Raw genomic sequence first — 20,859 nt, 5'->3', positions numbered from 1 at the left:
TGTGAATGCTTGAGGTAATTGTCTTTACAGCCCTAGTCTGAGACTCTCGGTTGTCTGTGCATGAATGCTTGGGCCAGGGCCAGCCTAAGTCGTCAAAGAACACGCGTCCGCCAAAAGGACTCTGATAGTAATATACTCTTTCGTGGCAAACGGGGCACTCCGCGTTAGGGTTGACGTAGGAAACGGTCGTTTCGAACGCCGCCGGCTTCGATGATGCCTGGTTTCCCTGCAAGCTGGAACACCATCCACCGTCCGTGTGAATTGGAACTGGACTACCTCCCAGATATCGAAATACGATCTTCCCGCCACAATTGTAGCAAGTAGCCATGCTGAAATTGCCTCCCTCGTCAGCCACCAGCAACAACTTAACAGAGCAGATCCCCGAGCATACTACTAGCCGGTATTCTTCAAATATTCTGGAGAGCAACAGATGTTAAAAGGGCGACCGAGAGGGGCTCCTTCATCACTGGTTGCAAGTGGATGTCTCAAGCGTCTCTTCAAGAACAGCGAAAAAGGCGCTACCGCAAAAGGCAACTTCCAGCTAGGTTCTCGTTGAAGTGGACAACTTTGGATGCCTTAACTGCCTGAACACGGCAGTCTGTCGAGCATTCACAATCTTCCTCGCCGCAGATTCTCTAATCCCAACCCAACGTTGTAGATGACCAAGTTCGAAGAAATAAAACCCGGATCTCGTATCAAAGGATTGGCCTCCGAGGGCGTAGCAGAAATCGTCTCGGTCTCACGGTTTGGCGCAGACGCAATGAACCTGGTCTTCCGGGTCGACGGCAAAGTCACCGAACGGCTTCTCTATAAAGGCGAAGAGGCCGAATTCGAGTTCATCACTGCAGGCCGCTCATATGCTTTCGATGCTGATGGCGCGCTTCTCCGCCTTGCCTCGGAAGCGTATCGCATTCGCCTCGCTCATCTGTTCGATCCTTATCTTGCCGTGAGCGCCTCGCAGATCGAGGCATTGCCGCATCAGATCACTGCTGTCTACGGCGAGATGTTGCCGCGCCAACCGCTGCGCTTCCTGTTGGCTGACGATCCAGGCGCCGGCAAGACTGTCATGGCAGGCCTGCTGATCAAGGAGCTGCTGATCCGTGGTGACCTCGAGCGCTGCCTCATCGTGGCGCCTGGCGGTTTGGTCGAGCAGTGGCAAGAAGAAATGTCCGAGAAGTTCGGCCTTCATTTCGATCTCCTCACGCGAGATCAGATCGAGGCATCGGTAACGGGGAACCCGTTCATAGAGAAGAACCGCCTGATCCTTCGCCTGGACATGGCAGCGCGCTCGGACGAGCTGAAGGCCAAACTTGAGGCGGCGCCCGACTGGGATCTCATCATCTGCGATGAAGCCCACCGCATGGCAGCATCATATTTCGGCGGCGAGGTGAAGGAGACACAGCGGCACAAGCTCGGCAAGCTCCTGGGTTCGCGGACGCGGAATTTCCTGCTGATGTCGGCCACTCCGCATAACGGCAAGGAAGCGGACTTCCAGCTGTTCATGGGCTTGCTCGACGCCGATAGGTTTGAAGGTCGGTTTCGGGAGGGCGTGCACAAGGCCGATGTCTCGGACATGATGCGTCGGCTGACCAAGGAAGAGCTCTATCGCTTCGACGGAACACGGCTGTTCCCGGAGCGCAGGGCCTACACTGCGAGCTACGCACTCTCGCCGGACGAGACGGATCTCTATCAAGCAGTCACCACCTACGTGCGCGAGGAAATGAATCGCGCCGACGATACTGGCGACGATAAGCGGCGATCGAGCGTCGGCTTCGCACTGCAAATCCTTCAGCGGCGCCTGGCCTCGTCTCCGGCCGCAATCCATCGCTCGCTTGAGCGTCGACGTAAACGGCTGGAAGAGAGACTGCGTGAGGAAAAGCTCATGCGTCAGGGCGGTTCTTCGCCGTTAGGCAAGGCGCCTGATCTGCCGCGCTACGATCCCGACGATTTCGAAGAAGTGCCAGGCGCAGAGGCCGAGGCCGCGGAGGAGCAGATTGTCGACCAGGCGACAGCCGCGTCGACCTTAGCCGAACTTGAGGCTGAGATCTTCATTCTCAGAGATCTTGAAGAGCGTGCTCTCCGGCTCAAATTGTCCGGCCAGGATGCCAAGTGGCGCGAGCTTCAGTCAGTCCTCGACGAACCGCTGATGCTCGACAAGTCGACAGGTCTGCGCCGCAAGGTTCTGATCTTTACTGAGCCGAAGGACACGCTTGAATATCTCCAACAAAAGATCGGCGCGCTCGTGGGCGATCCGGCAGCGGTTGCCGTCATTCACGGTGGGGTCTCACGTGAAGCGCGCCGGGCGGCGATCGCCGCCTTTAACTCCGATCCGCAGGTCCGGGTGATGATCGCCAACGATGCGGCTGGCGAAGGTGTGAACCTTCAGCGCGGCGCTCATCTGATGGTCAACTATGACCTGCCATGGAACCCCAACCGACTCGAGCAGCGTTTTGGGCGTATCCATCGTATCGGCCAGACGGAGGTCTGCCATCTCTGGAACCTTTGTGCAACCAACACGCGCGAGGGCGAGGTCTATCGTCGTCTCCTAGAGAAGCTTGAAGAGGCACGTTTGGCGTTGGGAGGCAAAGTCTATGACGTTCTTGGCGAACTCTTCGAAGGTCATGCACTTCGAGATCTGCTCGTCGACGCCATCCGCTATAGCGACCGGCCGGAGACGAGGGCGGAGCTGTTCAGAAGGGTGGAGGGTGTCGTTGATGTCGACGCGATTGAAAAGGTGGTTGCCGAGCGCAAGCTGACATCTGAGGGCATGAACCCGACCTCGGTCGCGGAGATCCGCGAGCAGATGGAGCGCGCCGCCGCTCGTCGTCTGCAGCCCCATTTCATCGGCGCCTTCTTCCGCGAAGCCTTCACGATGCTCGGCGGACGCGTCGCCGAGCGCGAGAAAGGTCGCTTCGAGATACTCCGGGTGCCGTCGATCCTGAAGGAGCGCGATCGCCTAATTGGGCGCGCCGACCCTGTCCTTGATCGTTATGCACGTATTACCTTTGAGAAAGCTCTTATCGTCGGGCAACCACAGGCCGAACTCGTGGCGCCAGGTCATCCGCTTCTCGAAGCGTTGATCGATGTCGTGCTCGAACGCTTCCAGCCACTGTTGAGCCAAGGCGCAGTGCTAATCGACGACAGTGACGAAAGCCTCGAGCCGAGGTTGCTGGTCTATCTTGAGCACGCCGTGCGAGATGGACGAGTGACACGCTCGGGCGAGCCGCGCGCCATTTCTCAGCGCCTTCAGTTCCTTTTTCTCAAAGAGGACGGCAGCGCGGTCGACGGCGGGCCAGCACCCTATCTCGATTGCCGGCCGATCACGCCCGAAGAGCGCGCGCTGATCGAGGACGAGATAACTGCGCCCTGGCTGGCAGGGAATGTCAAAAGCCAGGCAATCGGCTATGCCATAGCGTCACTCGTGCCACAACACCTCAACGAGGTCCGTGTTCGAAGGGTTGCGGAGATAGACAAGGTCGAGCGTGAGGTGCGCGCTCGCCTTAATCGCGAGATCAATTATTGGGATGCACGGGCGGCACGGCTGAGAGAAGAAGAGCGCGCGGGTAAGGAACAACGGATCAATGCTCAGAATGCGGAAGCGACTGCAGCCCGCCTCGTCGAGCGCCTGCACAAGCGCCAGGATGAGCTTAACCGCGAACGACAGATCTCTGCTTTACCCCCAGTGCTAAAGGGGGCGGCACTGGTAATTCCTGGTGGTTTATTGCGTGCCAAGGCGCCGGTCGCATCGCCCGCGGAGCTTTCGGGCCTCCCTGATGATCCCATTCTTCGAGCGGAGTCCGAGCGCGTAGCAATGGAGGCGGTGATAGCTGCCGAATGTGCCCTGGGTCATGAGCCGCGCGATGTTGCTGCATTAAAGAAAGGCTGGGACATCGAGAGCCGCGACGGCAGAACGGGGCATCTGCGCTTCATCGAGGTGAAAGGCCGTCACGCGACCGGCCGCGACATCATCCTCACCAAGAACGAGCTGCTGTCGTCACTAAACGCCGCGGAGGCTTTCATCCTGGCGATCGTTCAGATCGATGACGGCTTTGCACGTGAGCCAGTCTACGTGCGCCGGTTCTTCCACAGGGAACTTGGGTTCGGCGAGACAGCGGTGGTTTTCAACGTCGCTGATTTGCTATCGATGGGCTCATCACCTTCGTAAGAGAAGATTCCCTTACAAGAACAGGCAAGCACTCGGAATAATAGGCGTTCGAAGGCAGAGCGCCGAGATGGTAGGTATGAAATGACGGCTCCGATTCCGCGCAAAAAACTCATCGAAGTCTCGATCCCGCTGGAGGCGATCAATGCCGAGTCTTCGCGTCGGAAGCAAAAAGCACCGAAGGGTTATCCGACCGCCATTCACAAGTATTGGGCACAGCGGCCGGTTGCCGCTTGCAGGGCCATTTTGTTCGCTCAGCTTGTTGATGACCCGTCCGCCTGGCCCGATCGATTTCCGACCGTTGCTGAGCAGGAGGCGGAACGTCAACGTCTCCACAGAATCATGGAAAGGATGTGCCTCTGGGACTCTTCGAATGTGGATTCGATCATGAACCTTGCGCGATGGGAGATTGCACGGTCGGTCGCGTGGGCGCTTGGCGAAGAGCCTCCCTCGAAAGACGATCGGCGCGCGACTCTGAAGTACCTGGAGGCAAAGGCTCCGCCAGTTTACGATCCGTTCTCGGGCGGTGCATCGATTCCGTTGGAAGCGCAACGACTGGGCCTTCGCGCTTTCGGCTCTGATTTGAACCCTGTGGCCGTTGTAATTGGTAAATCTCTTATCGAAATCCCTCCGAAATTTTCCGGTTTCGCACCGGTCAATCCAAAAGCACGCGCGGAACTCGGGCGAGGAGCAAGCTGGAATAGTCGGGGTGCCCAGGGGCTGGCCGATGATGTCCGCTTCTATGCTAATTGGATGCGGGAGGAGGCAATCAAACGAATTGGGCACCTCTATCCGACTGCGCCGATGCCAGATGGGGCCCAAGGAACCGTCGTCGCGTGGTTGTGGGCCAGGACGATTAAGTCCCCAGATCCGGCCGCCCGGGGAGCGATGGTTCCGCTTGTTTCGACTTTCCTGCTTTCGAGCAAGGAAGGAAGGAAAGTTTGGGTTGTTCCGGAGACCGATGAGGCCGCTCCAGACGGATACAAGTTCGTTGTCAAGAGCGGGATACCAAATAAGACCGATGAATCGAGAATTCGGAACGGCACGAAGTCAGGTCGCGGTTCCAATTTCACGTGTCTGCTGACTGGCTCACCAATCAGCGACGAATACGTAAAATCAGAGGGTATGGCGGGCCGAATTGGCGTGCGGCTCCTTGCGATCGTCGCGGAAGTGAACCGAGTGAGATCTTACGTTTCCCCAACGGAGTCTCACGAGGTTGTAGCAGCAGAGGCGACGCCAGATTGGGAACCGGACGGCACGCTGCCAAATGATCCGCGAAGCTTCTGGACCGTTCAATATGGCCTGAATACCTACGCATCCATCTTTACAAAAAGGCAGCTTACCGCGTTGACGACTTTAGCTGACCTTGTTCGCGAGGCTTGTCAAAAAATAACCTCGGACGCAAAGACGGCCGGAATGCCTGATGACGACGCCCCACTAAACAGTGGTGGTTCTGGCGCGACAGCATACGCACAGGCAGTCGCAACTTATCTGGCACTGGTTGTGGATAGAATGGTCTTCTACGGCTCGTCTCTTTGCGGATGGCTGACGAAAGACAACGCTATGGGTAAGTCGATGCCCCAACAAGGCCTGGCAATGAGCTGGGATTTTGCTGAGGGCAATCCCTTTGGAAAGTCTAGCTCTGACATAACAACGTGCGCAAAAGCTGTTGCGGATTGCTTGGACGAAATAAATTGCCCTTCGCCCGGCGTGGTGACCCAAACAGATGCATCCAGAATTGAATACGGAAGCCAATACGTAGTTTCTACAGATCCCCCCTATTATGACAACATAGGCTATGCTGATTTGTCCGACTTCTTCTACGTCTGGCTTAGGCCGATGCTGGGAGACATATATCCTGATATTTTTAGAACGCTAGCCACTCCGAAAGAGAGCGAACTTGTCGCATCTCCCTATCGACAAGGAGGTAGTGACGCTGCCGAAGAATTCTTCATGCTAGGCATGCGGAACGCCATTTCTCGTCTTGCCAAGGGGAACTCCGCTTATCCGATCACGATCTACTATGCATTCAAGCAGCAGGAACAAAGCCAAATAGGTATTACGTCTGCGGGGTGGGCGAGCTTCCTTCAAGCGATTATTGACGCCGGTCTTGGGGTCGATGGCACGTGGCCGATAAGAACTGAGAACCCAAGCCGATCTATTGCCCAGGGAACGAACGCGTTGGCTTCCTCGATAGTGCTTGTCTGCCGCAAACGTGCAGCAGATGCGCTCACGATCACTCGCGCCGAATTTATACGCCTGCTTCGACGCGAACTACCAGAGGCGATCGATGATATCCGAAAAGCAGGTGTAGGCCCGGTCGACATGCAACAATCGGTGATCGGCCCCGGCATGGGCATCTTCTCGCGTCACGCCAAGGTGCTCGAGGACGACGACAGTGCAATGACCGTGAAGACCGCTCTCGCCATCATCAACCGCGTGTGGGAGGAGATCGACCAGGAGCTTGACGCAGTCTTCGACCCCGAGACGCAGGTAGCGCTTGCCTGGTTCGCGACCTTCGGCTTTGACGCGCGTTCCTCAGGTGAGCTCATCACGCTCGCCAATGCCAAGAATATCAGCACCAATGCACTGTTCGATTCCGAGGTTTTCGAGGATCTGAGAGGCAAGGCGGCGCTGACGCCGCGTGAGAAGCTCCCGGATGACTGGTTGCCATCGAAGGACAGAACGCTAACCATATGGGAATGCGTGCAGCATACCGCGCGCGTGCTCAACGCCAAGGACGGTGGCGCGGAGGCAGCCGGTCGGCTGGTGGCGCAGATGGGACCGGCGGGCGACCAAGCGCGAAAGCTGGCCTATCGCCTCTTCGAGATTGCGACTCAGAAAGGCTGGTCGCAGGAGGCTCTGATCTACAATGAGTTGGCGCAGGAATGGTCGCACCTAGAAGAGACCGGCACACACGTTTCGCAGCCGACCATCAGGCCGGCACAGGCAGTATTCGATCTCTGAGGGGAAGATGATGGCGGGAGAAGACATAGAAGGCACGAAGCGGGTCCGCGATACGCTTGACTTCGTCTTGAAACCAGTTTTGGAGGGCTTCGTCGAAGCCAACATGAAAAAGAAGCACGGGCTGCGCTGGCTGCACTATGCCAGCCGTGCCGCGGGCTCCGGGCCGAACGATTCACTCGACGTCTACGGCCTGCTCAAGACGATCATCGACAACTGGAATGATGTTTTTTATGCCTGCTTCGACCGAAAGGTCATGCACAAGGCGCGCAGTCACGTGTCGATCGCGCTCGATGCGCGCAACGCCACGGCGCATCTCAACTTGCCGCTTAGCGATGCCGATGCGCTCAATTACCTCTACGCAATGCTGCAGCTCGCTACGCTGCTGAAGGCGCCTCCGCAGGCGATGGATAAGCTGAACGCCGCCTATACGGCGCAGCGCAAGACAGGAATCGAAACTGGCAAGGTCGATCCCGCTGCCCCACCGAGCAACAAGGTCGTAGAGACGGCTGCCCAACCACAGCTCGGGCTGACGGCCCCTGAGGCACCCGTCGGTGCATTGAAGCCTTGGATCGAGGTGGCGTTGCCGCACCCCGATGTGATCGCCAACCGCTTCAAGGAGGCCGAGTTCGCTGCCGACCTATTCGCGGTCGACTCCGGCCATGCTGGTGAGGGGTATGCGACGCCGAGTGCTTTTTACGGCATCACTTTTCTGACGGAAGGTCTCAAGCGGGTGCTCTCCACCGCTGTCCAGCGCCTGGGTGGGTCCGGTGGCGATCCTGTAATCGGATTGCAGACCGCCTTCGGCGGCGGCAAGACGCATACCATGCTGGCTATCTTCCACCTCGTGAAGTATCTGCAGGCCGGTGGCGATCCTCAAAGCCTTCCTGGACTCGGCGAAATCCTCGACGGCGCTAATGTTGCCACATTGCCGAAGCCGAAGATCTCGGTCTTTGTCGGCTCGTCTGCCGGCGTGGATGTGGCGCTGAAGCTCAAGAACGGTCCGACTGTCCGCACACTCTGGGGTTATATCGCATGGCGGATTGCCGGGGACGAAGGTCTCAAACTGGTCGCCGAGGCGGAGGCTGCTCGCACCAGCCCTGGATCCGAGTTGATGGTGGAGCTCTTCAAGCTTGCCGGTCCGAGCGTAATCCTGCTCGATGAGCTGACCATGTTCGCTCGCCAGCTCGATGATGACCGCTTCGAAGCGCTCCTCTCTTTCGTCCAGTCGCTCACAGAGGCGGCCAAGATGGTGCCCGGCATCCTGATCGTCGGCTCATTACCCGAGAGTAATGCCGAGGCAGGTGGACCTCGTGGTCAGGCCGCGCTGCTACGGTTGGAGAAGATCTTCGGGCGTGTGCAGTCTGCTTGGCTACCGGCCTCTGGTGACGAGACCTACGAGATAATTCGCCGCCGTCTGTTCCAGCCGCTCGACGCCGAAGGTGAGAAGGCCCGGGACGAGACCGTTAAGGCGTTTCACTCTCTCTACAAATCGAACGCGGCCGAGTTCCCGCCGGCGACCAAGGAAGCACGCTATCTCGAACTGTTACGCCTCTCCTATCCCATCCACCCTGAGCTCTTCGACCGCCTCTCTAAGGACTGGGCGAGTCTTGAGAAATTCCAGCGCACGCGCGGCGTCCTGCGTTTCATGGCTAATGTGGTCGGCGTGCTTTGGCACGCCCAGTCGCGCGATCCGCTAATTACGCCTGCCCGAATTCCAGTCGCCCATGAGCGGGTCCGCGCGAGTGTTCTGTATCCTCTGGATCCGGCTTTCGGCTCTGTCGTCGACAAGGAAGTGGATGGTGACGGTTCACTGCCGAGCCTGATGGAAGCCAACCCCTCCCGCCGTATCTCACAGGCGCGCGCGGCCACACGGGCAGCACGTGCAGTTTTCATCTGCTCGGCGCCACTAGTCGGCCAGCCGAATGCCGGCGTGACGGGTCAGGGCCTCCGACTCGCGTGCGCCGAGCCTGGCGATCAGCTGGCGATCTTCGGCGAGGCACTACGTGAGCTGGGCGAGCGTGCGACCTATCTCTACGAGGAAGCTGGGCACTATTGGTTCTCAACACAGCCGACGCTGAACCGTCTTGCGGATGATCGTGCGCGTTCGCTGCCCGAGCACGAGGTCGATGCAGCGATTGCTGACGTGCTGCGGGACGACGCGAGGGCAGCCAGCGGCTTCCACCGCATTTTCGCCGCACCCGATGATCCCATTGCCGTCGATGAGGCGCAGGCATTGTCTCTTGTCATCCTAGGCCCGAGACATACTCATGCAGGCCGCGGTGTGGACAAATCCCCCGCTACCGAAGCCGTCGCTGACGCATTGACACGTTGCCGTTCTTCCCAGCGGCGTTTCAGGAATACGCTCCTCTTCATAGCGCCCGACGAGGCGAACCTCGGCACCGCCCGCGAAGTCATGCGCAAGGCAATGGCTTGGGCGTCGATCGCTTCAGACGATCGGCTTCAGCAACAAATGACTAATGCGCAAGCTGCCGATGCCAAGGACAAGGCCAAGACCAACCGGGACTCCGCGCTAAAGGCAGTCAGGGCGGCGTGGAGCCACATTCTTTATCCGGTCAGGAGCGACGTTCCGGGCAAGCCATTTGAACTTGAACACAATCAGATCTCGTCGCGCGACCGGCCACCGGTTCCGGCGATGGTTTACGACAAGGCCAAGGCGGACGGTGTCGCGCTGGAAAAACTGGGGACCGAGCGGCTGTGGCTCGCCCTGAAGCCGATTTGGCCCGACGACCGGCCGCATCTTGCGATCTCCGAGGTTACCGACTGGTTTGCGTCCTATGTCTATCTGCCCAAGTTGCGCGACAGGGTCGTGCTCGAGGGGGCGATCCGCGACGCCGTCGCCAAGCTCGATCCGCAGTTTGGCTTCGCTGAGAGCTTTGACGCCGCGAGCGGCAGATATCACAAGCTGACCTGGGCCAAGGATCCTCCAATTACAGATCTCTCGACGATGCTAATCGTGCGTGAGGCGGAAGCCAGACGACAGCTAGACGAGGAGACGGCTGCGGCACAGCGGCCGAGTCAGTCGGCTGCTCCGGTCCAGGGGCCTAGTCCGGTGACGGTGTCGGTGCCTGTCGGGCCAACGAAGCCACGGCGCTTCTATGGCTCCGTCGACATCGACATGGTGCGCCCCGTCAAGTCGTTCGACGCGATCCTGAACGCCGTGGTGATGGAGCTGCAGCGCACGCCTGGAGCCAAAGTGACGCTGACGCTCGAGATCGAGGCCACGGCAACCGAGGGCTTTGAGGAAGGTGACGTGAGCGTCGTCCGCGACAATGCCCGGCAGCTGAAGTTCAAGACGGAGTCGACCGGGTTTGATGACTAGCGCTTTTCTCACTGCTGGATGTTGCAAGCTCGGCACGCTCGAACGACTACTTGGGCACGCCCCAATCGGCAGATTCCGCCCGGTTCAGAGCGGCGTAAACGGCCTCCTTATTCAGCAAAACGATGTGCTGCGCCCGCGGAGGCTCCTTCTCGGCATCACGGAGCAAACCAAGCCGCTTCAGTACGTAGAACAGCATTGAACAACGCACCGACAGAACAGCTTTGTTGTCGGTCATGCGGTAGTCCTTTCCGACAACCTTTTTCTGGTTCTCGGTGAGCGCCGGATGCGGCGTAATCTCTACCTGGACCCGCTCATGCCATGCCCGATCGTCCTCTCCACGGGCACAACTCGGGCCGGGGGAGCGCGCTTCGAGAATGCGCGGCAGTATAAAGTCTTTGAATTTCGCGTCGATGTGGCAGTAGGCCCGCGCGTGCCAGCGAAACCCGTCATAGCCGAAGGCGTGGGGTGACATGCGCCGCCATACAGGATCGGGACGCGCGCTGTTCATGGACTGATAGAGGATTTCCAAGGATTTTTGGTCGCGCATCGCTTCGAGAACCGCCTGCAATATGTCGGTTTCGACATCCCGGTGCGGTGTAAGGGCGATATCAGTGTCGGGCTGATATCCGAGCCATGTATCAGCCGGCTCTGACAATCCTTCCGCCAGGGAGCGCAGCCGAGACAGGTACCTATCGGGGTCCGGTGTCAGGAACTTTGGCTCGAAATTCCGCGCTGGAATGTAGCGCTTCGCACTCTTGTCATATTCCACATTACCCGGTGCTCGCTCCTGATAGAGCGTCAGGTCTTTCGATGCCTGCGGAACCGAAACGCCGAACATCTTCATAATGTCCGCGCGGTTCACCCCACCCTCCCAGAATAGCCGGAACTCTATGAACTCCAGCCTTTGCTCGACACCCCAGCGCACCCCGGGCAGATCGCTCTCCATCACAACCTCAACATGCGAATAGAAACTATATTGACATCTAAAAACGATGCATATAGTTTATATCCTCATCAGCGCTGACGGTCAATCGAAAAGCGGGCTGGGTCTATCGCGGCCGATCCCCTGTCCCGAAGCGACACCACATCACCCACGAGGTAACAGACATGACCGCCACCCTGACCTTTCACCCGCTCGGCAATGCCGATTGCATCCGGATCGATTTCGCCGACGGCAAGAAGATGCTCATCGACTATGCGGACATGCGCAATCCCAACGATCCCTACGACAAGCGGATTGACCTGCCAGAAGAATTGAAATCGGATCTCCGGGCTGCAAAGCGCGACTATTACGATGTCGTGTGTTTCACGCATCTGGACGATGACCATTGCTGCGGTTCCGGCGATTTCTTCTGGCTCGACCACGCCGCCAAGTATCAGGGCGAAGGTCGAATCAAGATCAACGAACTGTGGGTCCCCGCCGCGGCCATTCTGGAAGATGGCTGCGAGGACAGTGCGCGGATCGTCCGGCAGGAGGCGCGTCACCGGCTCCGCCAAGGCCACGGCATTCGCGTGTTCTCGCGCCCGAAGAAACTGCGGGAGTGGCTGGAGAAGCAGGGCCTTACGCTTGAATCGCGCGCTCATCTGATCACCGACGCTGGCCAGACTGTGCCCGGCTTCTCGAAGTTCGGGCCCGAGCACGCGGAATTCTTCATCCACAGCCCCTTCGGCTGGCGGCAGGACGATAATGGTGTCGTTGATCGCAATCAGGACAGCGTCGTGTTCCAGGCGACCTTCCTCGAAGGTGGCCGAGAGACCTACGCGCTCTTCATGTCCGACATCAACTACGACTCGATCGACCAGATCGTCATCACCACGAAACGCCACGGCCGCGAAGACCGCCTGCTGTGGGACATCTTCAAGATTCCGCATCACTGTTCCTACCTGTCCATCGGGCCGAACAAGGGTGAGGACAAGACCGTCCCGACGGAACACGTCGCCTGGCTTTGCGAGACGCAGGGACGCGACCGCCACATCATGTTGTCCACAAGCAAGCCGATGCCTGTTAAGGGCAGCGCCGAAGATGATGACGTGCAGCCGCCGCATCGGCAGGCGGGCAACTACTATAAGGCCGTCGCCCGGGAGGCCGACGGTAGCTTTAAGGTCACGATGGAGACACCATCCATCGCCCGACCGAAGCCGACCAAAATCGAGGTGAACGAACGCGGCGCGCGGCTTCTCATGGTCTCGGCCGCGGCAGGTGCTGCCAGCATCGTCTCCACGCCGGCGCGGGCGGGCTGAGGATGTCGGGAATCCTGCACGCATGGTGGGCTGAATTCGGCGAGCTCATCGATGTGCACGCCTGTGCCGTCGACGACGCCCGCCGCGTGGCGGCTCACATAAATTCAGGCGCCGCGGCCTCTGTTGCGCTCATCGAAGCACGCCGAACTGCTGACGGACATCTCACGGGCCTCCTCCTGGAAGTCGAAGTCGAGCGGCCGCAGGACTTGGCCGAACCAATCCGCGGCATCGAGCCGATCGCCGTCATTTTTGACGCGGAGGGAAATCAACCAGCCGTCGTCGCCTTGCGGCCGGACTTCCCGCACACGATGCATCAGAACTGGATGCCGGAAGGCATGCCGCGCGCGCTCTGCATTGATGATCGTCCCTGGGACGAAGCACGGCTGTCGTTCACACCCGCGGATTTCTTGCGCCGCATCCAGCTCTGGCTCGCCAGGGCTGCCCGCGGGGAGCTGCACGATCGGGCGCAACCCCTCGAACCGCTGTTCTTTAAGAACGCGGTAACGATCATCGTGCCGGCCGCGGCCCTCACGTCGGCGGAGCAGCCTCCCGAGCTGGTCGGCTTCCTTCGTGCCGAGAACGAAAAGGTCGTCATCACGCAGCCGGCGGGAACAGGCCCCCAACATGCGCCAGGTTTTGTGGTGCTCACTCTGCGCGCATCGCCGCAGGGTATGGGGCGGCTGCGCCAAGCCCCCAAGACGCTCGATACGCTGGCGGCGCAGTTGCAGGAATATGGGATAGACTTGGCTCGTGTACTTAATGAGCAATTTGCCGGGTGGGCCGGCTTGGGCAATGACGCTGTCCGACGCCTTGCTGCGCGTCTCGCCCTGGTTATCGCCTTCCCGGTGACGGGCGATGATGGGCAGTCGGCAGACGATCTTCGCGCCTTCATCACGTATGACACAGCCGGTGATGTCGGCGTGGCACTCGGCGTGCTCGCGGCAAACAACAGCGAGGTTGGGTCGAGCAAAGGGTATGTGAAATTGCTCGCGCCAGCCATGGCAGCCGCTCTGCCGGAATTGCCGATCGAACCGGCCGACGTGCATCTTGCCTTCGAACGCAGGACCGGGGTCGCGGTCAGCGGTCAGCTTGAGCCTGACTTGCGGAAGAGCGTGCTGATCGGTGCGGGTTCGCTGGGATCGCAGCTTGCCGTCAACCTTGCGCGGGAGGGGCGCTTCCGATGGACGGTTGTCGATAATGACACACTGCTCCCGCACAATCTGGCTCGTCACGCTCTTTACCCTGTCGACGTCGGACTGCCCAAGTCTTTGGCACTGGCGCGACGCCTTGAAACACTGCTTTGCGATCAGGCCGTCTCGATCAAGGCGGATTTTCTCGCGCCGGCGCCTGACAAGCGCCCGCAGATCGACGAGCAGCTTGCCGCCGGAGACCTGATTATCGATGCCTCCGCATCCGTCGCGGTGTCGCGCCATCTCTCCGATCTGGAGGGCGCAAACGGCCGGCGCCTGTCACTTTTCTTCAATCCATCGGGCACGGCAATCGTCCTGCTCGCGGAAGGCCAGCAGCGCGATACTACGCTCCGCGACTTGGAGGCCCAGTATCACAGGCTGATCCAGACGGAGACCGGACTTGCCCACCACCTGCGCCCGCTCACCTCGGCGCTTCGCTACAGCGGCTCATGCAGGGCGGTTACGAACCGCATCCCGGCTTCCCGGGCAGCGCTGATGAGCGCGATCGCTTCACAGGCTGTAGTGGATGCCCTGTCGACTGAGGGGGCCCAGGTTCGGGTTTGGACTCTCAGTGATGAAAACGCCGTTTCTCTGGTGGGCGAAGCCGGACAGCCGGTAACGCGCATTGCGCTCGGCGAATGGACCGTTTGCTACAATCAGTCTCTCGTCCAAGAAATCGCGGCCTTGCGCGCGGCGCGCTTGCCGAATGAGACGGGAGGCGTTCTGCTGGGCATCGTCGACACCAGCCGCCGGTCTATCCATCTCGTCCGCGCGTTGCCCGAACCGGAGGATAGCAGCGGCACGGTTACCGGTTTCGAACGCGGCGTTGCCGGCCTTGCCGACGCTGTCAATGACGCCGCCGAACGCTCGCTTCACCAAATCCGCTACGTCGGTGAATGGCATTCTCATCCGGCCGGCTCGTCGACGCGTCCCAGCGCGACAGATATCCGCCAAATTCTCTGGCTCACGGCCGAGCTGGAGAGTGAAGGTTTGCCCGCCCTTATGCTGGTTGCCGGTGACAACGGCGCATTGCGCGTGGTGTTCGCCGGAAAACACCTGGCCGCCTCGCAGGCAGCGTCATGAGCGAAGTGCTTCCCGCCGACGACATCCAGAGCCTGTTCGCCATCAATGGCGCAACGGGGGACTTCTTGCAGGCGCGCAAGCTTGAACACGCGGTCGGCCTCTGCCTCTCGGGCGGCGGTTACCGCGCCATGATCTATCACGTCGGTGCTCTGATCCGCCTCAACGCTGCCGGCTATCTCCCCCGGCTCGATGAGATCGCCAGCGTGTCCGGCGGCTCGATCACGGCGGGCTACCTGGCGCTGTGCTGGCCCCGCCTTCTTTTCGATGAGAACGGACGGGCGGAGAACTTCCTGGAAGTGTTCGCCGCGCCGCTACTGCGCTTTGCTGAGCAACGGATCGATATAAGGGCTATCCTTTATAGCTTCCTTCCCGGCTGCAGCGCAGCCGATAGTATCGTTCGCGCTTACGATCGTCACCTCTTCCAGGGCGTCGGACTTCAGGACATCCCCGAACGACCGCGATTCACCTTTATGGCCACCAATCTCCAGACCGGAAGCGGATGGCGCTTCTCCCGACACTATGCCGCGGACTATCGCGTCGGCATCATCGAGGAACCGTCGCTGCCTCTGGCGCGCGTTGTGGCAGCCTCTTCGGCGTTCCCCCCGCTGCTGTCTCCTGTGAGGATCGACCTGAGGGCGCAAAAGCTGAGGCCGGCCCAGGGAGCTGATCTCCACCGCAAACCTTTCATCGACGAGGCCGTCCTCACGGATGGCGGCGTCTACGACAATCTGGGACTTGAGCGCATCTGGAAGCGCTGTCGGACAATCCTTGTCAGCAACGCCGGCAAGTCTATCCCGGAAGTTGGACGTCCCACCGGCCGTTGGATGGGTCAGATGTTCCGGACGCTGGGGATCATCCAGCAGCAGGCTGAGAATTCCCGCCGTCGTCTATTGTTCGGAGCGGCCAATCTCGGGCAGCGCCACGTCGCCTATTGGGATATCGCGACAGCGCCGGCGCAATACGGCATTCAAAATCCTCTGCCGCTGACAAGGGAAGAAGCTCTCGCCGCTGCGTCGCTGCGCACGCGTCTCAATCCATTCTCGCCTGAAGAATCCCGATTGCTAATGAGAGCCGGGTATGCTGGAGCCGATGCTGCCATGCGAGCACGTGAGCTTATTGCTGAATCCGTCACTTCGTTTGACGACCTTCCTTGACAGCGCGGTGTAGGTCGGCGCCAGCGAATCCCGCCCCCCCAAGGCACGCCGGCCGACACGCTACCGCACCGGTCGCGAGTCTGTCTTGGAGCGGGCGAGCACCGTGCCATCTATCGCTGGCCAGGTCGTTGGGACGCAAGAATTCCATCCCCTTCCCGACCATCCATCGGGTGCAACGCCAAGACTGCACGTGACCCCGACGAGAGCGCGGCCCAACCGAAGATACCGCGCATGATGTCGTCTGAGGTTCTTGATGGAAGCCTACGGCAAGATAACACTAATCTTCACAACGAATAGGTGAGGGAGCGATTCGCTACGTATGGCCAAGCGCAAGAAGGGCAAGCGGGAGACCGACCCACCGCGCTACTATGCCGTGGTTGAGGACAAGATCGAAGCGCTGGAGGGGCGCAATCACAGCCGTTCAGTGCTGTTGCTTGACGGAGTCGACGCCGATCGTTTTGAGTCTGACGATGCCGCGATTGACGATCCTTCAGCACTGAGCTTGGTCCGCGCGATGACGACCGAGCACGTCTGGGAGGACCGCCACCAGCTAGGTAACCTGGCCAAGGGGGACTGGGTCGAAATATTGCTTGATGATGGAGGCCACGCTCCTATGGCTTGGGAGATGCGGGCGGACGAGGAGTACCGCCGGAGGCCCAAACGTTCGGTGCGCCGGATCCGTCGGCTCGGCCGCGCTGTCGAAGGAGGTTCCGGACCGGTTGACCATTTCGATCTCGTCGCCGGCCTCCACGCACAGAGTAACCGAGCGCGGGGCCGCCACAGAACTATCGCCTTCCAGAGCCTTTCCGACCGGCTCAACGCGAATCCTGGTGGCAAACAAGGTCCGAATCTTGCGGACGAAATTTGCATTCGCATCATCGATGTAGGGCAGGCGAGCGCAGCGCTGATCCTGCGCGGCGACACCCCGCTTGCCCTCTTTGATGCGGGTGCGCCGATCTGGTTCAACAAGGGATCTGTTGCGCTCGGTTTCAAACCACCATATCTCGGAGATGGTTTCATCTTTCTCTCGCACTGGGATTTTGATCACTTCGATATGGGGCGGCGTCACACCGCTTGGCATACCCGCGAGTGGTATGCGCCAGACCAGACGGTCTCTCCCAACACAGCATTCTTCCAGAAAAAACTGGGACCGTATCTGACCTTCGTCGATGGGCCGCTCTCGGTTGGTGGCTTTCGATTTGAGCGTGGCACCTCACCGGATCCACTTGATCGTAACGGCACGGGCTACCAACTACGTTACGAGTACGATGGCGACGCGGTCCTTCTGACGGGCGATACCGACTACGCTCACATCGAGGGCTCCATGAAGACCGGTCTCACCCATTTGTGTATTCCTCATCACGGCGGACGAGGCACTGCGCCGCCAGCCCCCGTCGGCGGCAAAGGGCGGTCTGTCGTCTCATATGGCCTTCCCAATGCCTATCGTCATCCTCATGTCCCGCAGATCAAAGCGCACGAGGATGTAGGATGGTCCGTTTTGCCGACAGTGCCAGGAATACGCCCGCGCGGCGACCGCCAACTTTATCCCACGCCAACGGTTCGCATTCGTCGCCGATCACGCGCCGTTACCGGATGAGCGCAGATTCGGTTGTCCTCTCGCCCCTACCGGAACCGAACCAACCTCACTTCGCCTAATCTCAACCATCACGTAGCGCACAACCGTCGTTCAGTCGGGCGCGGCAATATCTGACACACCATTTCACGAAGTATTAACCATATGAACTAATGTCGGAATTTTCACAAACAGAAGCTAAAAGCCGATATCTTTCCGTCAGCCGGACGCCGATTGCCGCGGTCCACTCACTATCGATAGGTTTCAAGTATCGATAGTTTCGGTTTTCGAGCCGCAAATCACCTACGCTCACGGCAACACAGCCGCTCGAGGCAAAAATAGTGGCGGACCGGCTCAGGCTTTGCGCTCGCGACGTTGGACGGTTCCGCCAAGATCCGACGTCCAGGCGTTGCACTGGGGCCAGAGCGAGGTAGAATATAGACAACTAGGAACCAAGGAACCAGAATGGCGCTCAGCATTAAAGATCCAGAGACGGAACGCCTGGCAAAGGCACTGGCCGAGAAGACCGGTGAAACCATCACCATGGCGACCCGCCGGGCACTTGAAGAACGGCTGCGGCGCCTCGCAAATGCCGGAAATCGCGATGCCCTTCTCGAGGAGCTTGCCGCCAGCCGGAAGCGCTGGGCGAGGCTGGCAGTGCTCGATAACCGCTCCGCAGACGAGATCCTGGGCTATGACGAAAATGGGCTCCCCGGCTGATGGTCATCGACACGTCCGCCATCGTCGCGATCGCCTTCAATGAGCCAGAAGCCGAAACCTACGAACAAAAAGTCGTCGACGCGCCACGGCGCTTCATCTCCGCCGCGACAGTCCTTGAACTCGCCATCGTCATCGAGGCGCGCCTCGGCGAGGCTGGTGCGGCCGAGCTCGATCTATGGCTCTACAAGGCGGGCGTGGAAATCGTCGCCGTCGACGCGGAACAGATCGCGGTGGCAAGGCGAGCCTGGCGTAGCTACGGCAAGGGCCGACATCCGGCCGGTCTGAACTATGGCGACTGTTTCTCCTATGCGCTCGCCAGGACACGCAATGAACCGCTGCTCTACAAAGGCGATGATTTCTCGCGCACCGACATCGAGACGGCATGAGACCGCATCCGCTGCACCCGGCAGCCGGCAGCCGGCGCAAGCAGCACTTTCAGTCGGCAGCATGCTTGCCCGTCAGCAGTTCGGCATTGAGATGATCGAGACCCGGCTCCATTTCGGATTTTTCGACCACGGCGATGTCACCGTCGCTCAACTCCGCCGTCGCCTCGACGCGGCGGTCGCGCCGCGCCAGCCGCAGATAGTCCTCATAGGCAATGAGCACGGTGCGCGGCCGGCCGTTCTCGGTGATGATCACCGGCTCGCGCTCGGCGGCATTCTGATAGGTCGCGAAATTCCTGAAAACCGCCGCAGCGGTGACGGTCAACGCCATTTCAATACTCTCCGTTTCCCGAAATACACGGATTCTCGGGAGTGCCCACAAGAGCGTTGGAGACTGAATCCATGATCGACAATCATAGAGCGGCCCAATCGGACAGCCAAGCGCTCCACCGCCGCGCCGAAGAACTCGACGCGCTCGACGCCATCCTGCCGTTCGACCGGCGCGACCAGCTCGCCGCGCTGCTGACCGACGACGATGTCGAAACCCTGAAGCACCTCGCCAGCGAAGGCATGGGCGAGAACACGCTCAGGGCTCTCGCCTCCGATCTCGGCTATCTCGAGGCCTGGTGCCGGCTCGCGACCGGCTCCCCCCTCCCCTGGCCGGCGCCGGAAAGTCTGCTGCTCAAATTCGTCGCCCATCACCTCTGGGACCCGGTTAAGCGCGCTGAGGATCCGAGCCACGGCATGCCGGCCGACGTTGAGGCCGGTTTGCGGGCCAAACGGCTGCTCAGGGCCGCCGGCCCGCATGCCCCCGGCACGGTGCGGCGGCGGTTGACGTCGTGGTCGATCCTGACGCGCTGGCGTGGTCTAACCGGCGCCTTCGGTGCGCCAAGGCTGAAGAGCGCGCTGAGGCTGGCAGTCAGGGCGAGCAGTCGGCCACGGCAAAGGAAGAGCAAAAAGGCCGTAACCATCGACGTGCTGGTAAAGCTGTTGCAGGCCTGTGCTGGCGATAGGCTGGTCGACCTCCGCGACCGAGCGATGCTCCTCACAGCCTTCGCTTCCGGCGGCCGCCGCCGCTCGGAGGTCGCGGGACTGCTCGTTGAAGACCTCACCGACGAGGAGCCGGTCCGCGCCGACCCGAACGACAAGAACTCCCCTCCCCTGCCTTGTCTCAGCATTCATCTCGGCCGCACCAAAACCACCACGAGCGACGACAACGAACATGTGCTGTTAATCGGCCGGCCGGTGACCGCCTTGAAGCGCTGGCTGGCCGAAGCCGCGATCAAGGAGGGACCGGTCTTTCGGCGCATCGATCAATGGGGCAACATCAACCGGCGGGCGCTGACGCCGCAGTCGGTCAACGTCATTCTGAAAAGCCGTGCCAAGCAGGTCGGCCTCGACCCGGCGCTGTTTTCGGCGCACGGCTTGAGATCTGGCTATCTGACCGAGGCGGCAAACCGCGGTATCCCGCTGCCCGAAGCGATGCAGCAATCGCTGCACAAATCGGTGACCCAGGCGGCGAGCTACTATAACAACGCGGAACGAAAGAATGGACGAGCGGCCCGGCTGATTGTCTAAGCGTGACTACGCCCCAAAGAGTGCATCGGCTCGTCTTTCAAACGACTGCCATTCTTCCGGGTCTGCTTCCGCCTTCGACCTATCGTGCCGGTCAGCGACCGATGCTGCCCTGGCCCAGGCTTCCGCACGCTGCATCAGCGACGCCATCTCTCCCCTCAGGCGATGCGAGCGTTCGAGACCGGCGGCATGCTCGGCGTTCTGGCGGGGATCGTAGAATGCGTCGATCGCCTCGCCGGCGGTCTGTCGTGCCGCCTCCAATTGTGCTCTCAAGCCTTCCAGCTCGGCTTTGGCCACAAAATACTGTCTCATTACCACGATAAGTTCGCGGTCACTGGCGCTGTCTTCCACGATCCTCCTCCATGGAATTCCTATTCGCGGGAACTGACCGATAAGAATGGCTAAATCGGGTTAGAGTTCCTGCGGAAACGACAAAAGCAAAATCGGCCACGCAGACGGCGAGCTGTTAAA

13 protein-coding genes are annotated in these 20,859 nt (G+C 60.1%); 10 read left to right on the top strand and 3 right to left on the bottom strand.

Annotated elements, in window-relative coordinates:
- Window positions 1-658 precede the first annotated feature (658 nt).
- From J2Z31_RS25395 to J2Z31_RS25385, 3 genes are all read left to right on the top strand, one after another.
- Window positions 659-4,165, top strand: a complete 3,507-nt coding sequence (locus J2Z31_RS25395; RefSeq protein ID WP_209605928.1) for a helicase-related protein — start codon at window positions 659-661, stop codon at window positions 4,163-4,165.
- Between the two features lie 81 nt (window positions 4,166-4,246).
- Window positions 4,247-7,129 carry a DUF1156 domain-containing protein gene (locus J2Z31_RS25390; RefSeq protein WP_209605926.1) on the top strand — a complete coding sequence of 961 codons (2,883 nt, stop codon included), beginning with the start codon at window positions 4,247-4,249 and terminating at the stop codon, window positions 7,127-7,129.
- 10 nt (window positions 7,130-7,139) lie between these two features.
- Window positions 7,140-10,469, top strand: coding sequence for a DUF499 domain-containing protein (locus J2Z31_RS25385; RefSeq protein WP_209605924.1), 3,330 nt, complete (start codon window positions 7,140-7,142; stop codon window positions 10,467-10,469).
- 46 nt (window positions 10,470-10,515) lie between these two features.
- Here J2Z31_RS25385 and J2Z31_RS25380 read toward each other — a convergent pair whose 3' ends face one another.
- The gene (locus J2Z31_RS25380; RefSeq protein WP_209605921.1) at window positions 10,516-11,415 is read right to left on the bottom strand and encodes a WYL domain-containing protein; all 900 of its coding nucleotides are present in this window, start codon (window positions 11,413-11,415) and stop codon (window positions 10,516-10,518) included.
- Between the two features lie 161 nt (window positions 11,416-11,576).
- Between J2Z31_RS25380 and J2Z31_RS25375 the strand changes: the two genes are divergently transcribed.
- The 6 genes from J2Z31_RS25375 to J2Z31_RS25350 all read left to right on the top strand — a co-directional run bounded on the left by J2Z31_RS25375 (window position 11,577) and on the right by J2Z31_RS25350 (window position 18,816).
- On the top strand, window positions 11,577-12,710 hold the full coding sequence (locus J2Z31_RS25375; protein WP_209605919.1) for a ComEC/Rec2 family competence protein: 1,134 nt from the start codon (window positions 11,577-11,579) through the stop codon (window positions 12,708-12,710).
- A gap of 2 nt (window positions 12,711-12,712) precedes the next feature.
- Complete coding sequence (locus tag J2Z31_RS25370) at window positions 12,713-14,983, top strand: Mov34/MPN/PAD-1 family protein (protein ID WP_209605917.1); 2,271 nt, start codon at window positions 12,713-12,715, stop codon at window positions 14,981-14,983.
- Window positions 14,980-16,137 carry a patatin-like phospholipase family protein gene (locus J2Z31_RS25365; RefSeq protein ID WP_209605914.1) on the top strand — a complete coding sequence of 386 codons (1,158 nt, stop codon included), beginning with the start codon at window positions 14,980-14,982 and terminating at the stop codon, window positions 16,135-16,137. Before J2Z31_RS25370 ends, J2Z31_RS25365 begins: the two co-directional genes overlap by 4 nt.
- Window positions 16,138-16,456: 319 nt before the next feature.
- Complete coding sequence (locus J2Z31_RS25360) at window positions 16,457-17,734, top strand: ComEC/Rec2 family competence protein (protein WP_209605912.1); 1,278 nt, start codon at window positions 16,457-16,459, stop codon at window positions 17,732-17,734.
- A gap of 441 nt (window positions 17,735-18,175) precedes the next feature.
- The gene (locus J2Z31_RS25355; protein WP_209605911.1) at window positions 18,176-18,430 is read left to right on the top strand and encodes a type II toxin-antitoxin system VapB family antitoxin; all 255 of its coding nucleotides are present in this window, start codon (window positions 18,176-18,178) and stop codon (window positions 18,428-18,430) included.
- Complete coding sequence (locus J2Z31_RS25350) at window positions 18,430-18,816, top strand: type II toxin-antitoxin system VapC family toxin (protein WP_209605909.1); 387 nt, start codon at window positions 18,430-18,432, stop codon at window positions 18,814-18,816. Before J2Z31_RS25355 ends, J2Z31_RS25350 begins: the two co-directional genes overlap by 1 nt.
- A gap of 49 nt (window positions 18,817-18,865) precedes the next feature.
- On the opposite strand, the gene J2Z31_RS25345 is transcribed toward J2Z31_RS25350, so the two are convergent.
- Window positions 18,866-19,144 carry a type II toxin-antitoxin system prevent-host-death family antitoxin gene (locus tag J2Z31_RS25345; protein ID WP_209605907.1) on the bottom strand — a complete coding sequence of 93 codons (279 nt, stop codon included), beginning with the start codon at window positions 19,142-19,144 and terminating at the stop codon, window positions 18,866-18,868.
- 71 nt (window positions 19,145-19,215) lie between these two features.
- Between J2Z31_RS25345 and J2Z31_RS25340 the strand changes: the two genes are divergently transcribed.
- The gene (locus J2Z31_RS25340) at window positions 19,216-20,391 is read left to right on the top strand and encodes a site-specific integrase (protein ID WP_209605905.1); all 1,176 of its coding nucleotides are present in this window, start codon (window positions 19,216-19,218) and stop codon (window positions 20,389-20,391) included.
- Window positions 20,392-20,397: 6 nt separating this feature from the next.
- Here the strand turns inward: J2Z31_RS25340 and J2Z31_RS25335 are convergent, their stop codons facing one another.
- The gene (locus J2Z31_RS25335) at window positions 20,398-20,739 is read right to left on the bottom strand and encodes a hypothetical protein (protein WP_209605903.1); all 342 of its coding nucleotides are present in this window, start codon (window positions 20,737-20,739) and stop codon (window positions 20,398-20,400) included.
- Window positions 20,740-20,859 lie beyond the last annotated feature (120 nt).

The sequence above is a fragment of the Sinorhizobium kostiense genome (assembly GCF_017874595.1).
GTDB classification, from domain to species: Bacteria; Pseudomonadota; Alphaproteobacteria; order Rhizobiales; family Rhizobiaceae; genus Sinorhizobium; species Sinorhizobium kostiense.
Note: the sequence above shows the minus strand (reverse complement) of the source record. Positions and strands in the feature narration are given on the sequence as shown.

Coding starts and splice junctions, on each gene's coding strand:
- J2Z31_RS25395 (WP_209605928.1), top strand. CDS start 659: ATGACCAAGTTCGAAGAAATAAAACCCGGATCTCGTATCAAAGGATTG.
- J2Z31_RS25390 (WP_209605926.1), top strand. CDS start 4,247: ATGACGGCTCCGATTCCGCGCAAAAAACTCATCGAAGTCTCGATCCCG.
- J2Z31_RS25385 (WP_209605924.1), top strand. CDS start 7,140: ATGGCGGGAGAAGACATAGAAGGCACGAAGCGGGTCCGCGATACGCTT.
- J2Z31_RS25380 (WP_209605921.1), bottom strand. CDS start 11,415: ATGGAGAGCGATCTGCCCGGGGTGCGCTGGGGTGTCGAGCAAAGGCTG.
- J2Z31_RS25375 (WP_209605919.1), top strand. CDS start 11,577: ATGACCGCCACCCTGACCTTTCACCCGCTCGGCAATGCCGATTGCATC.
- J2Z31_RS25370 (WP_209605917.1), top strand. CDS start 12,713: ATGTCGGGAATCCTGCACGCATGGTGGGCTGAATTCGGCGAGCTCATC.
- J2Z31_RS25365 (WP_209605914.1), top strand. CDS start 14,980: ATGAGCGAAGTGCTTCCCGCCGACGACATCCAGAGCCTGTTCGCCATC.
- J2Z31_RS25360 (WP_209605912.1), top strand. CDS start 16,457: ATGGCCAAGCGCAAGAAGGGCAAGCGGGAGACCGACCCACCGCGCTAC.
- J2Z31_RS25355 (WP_209605911.1), top strand. CDS start 18,176: ATGGCGCTCAGCATTAAAGATCCAGAGACGGAACGCCTGGCAAAGGCA.
- J2Z31_RS25350 (WP_209605909.1), top strand. CDS start 18,430: ATGGTCATCGACACGTCCGCCATCGTCGCGATCGCCTTCAATGAGCCA.
- J2Z31_RS25345 (WP_209605907.1), bottom strand. CDS start 19,144: ATGGCGTTGACCGTCACCGCTGCGGCGGTTTTCAGGAATTTCGCGACC.
- J2Z31_RS25340 (WP_209605905.1), top strand. CDS start 19,216: ATGATCGACAATCATAGAGCGGCCCAATCGGACAGCCAAGCGCTCCAC.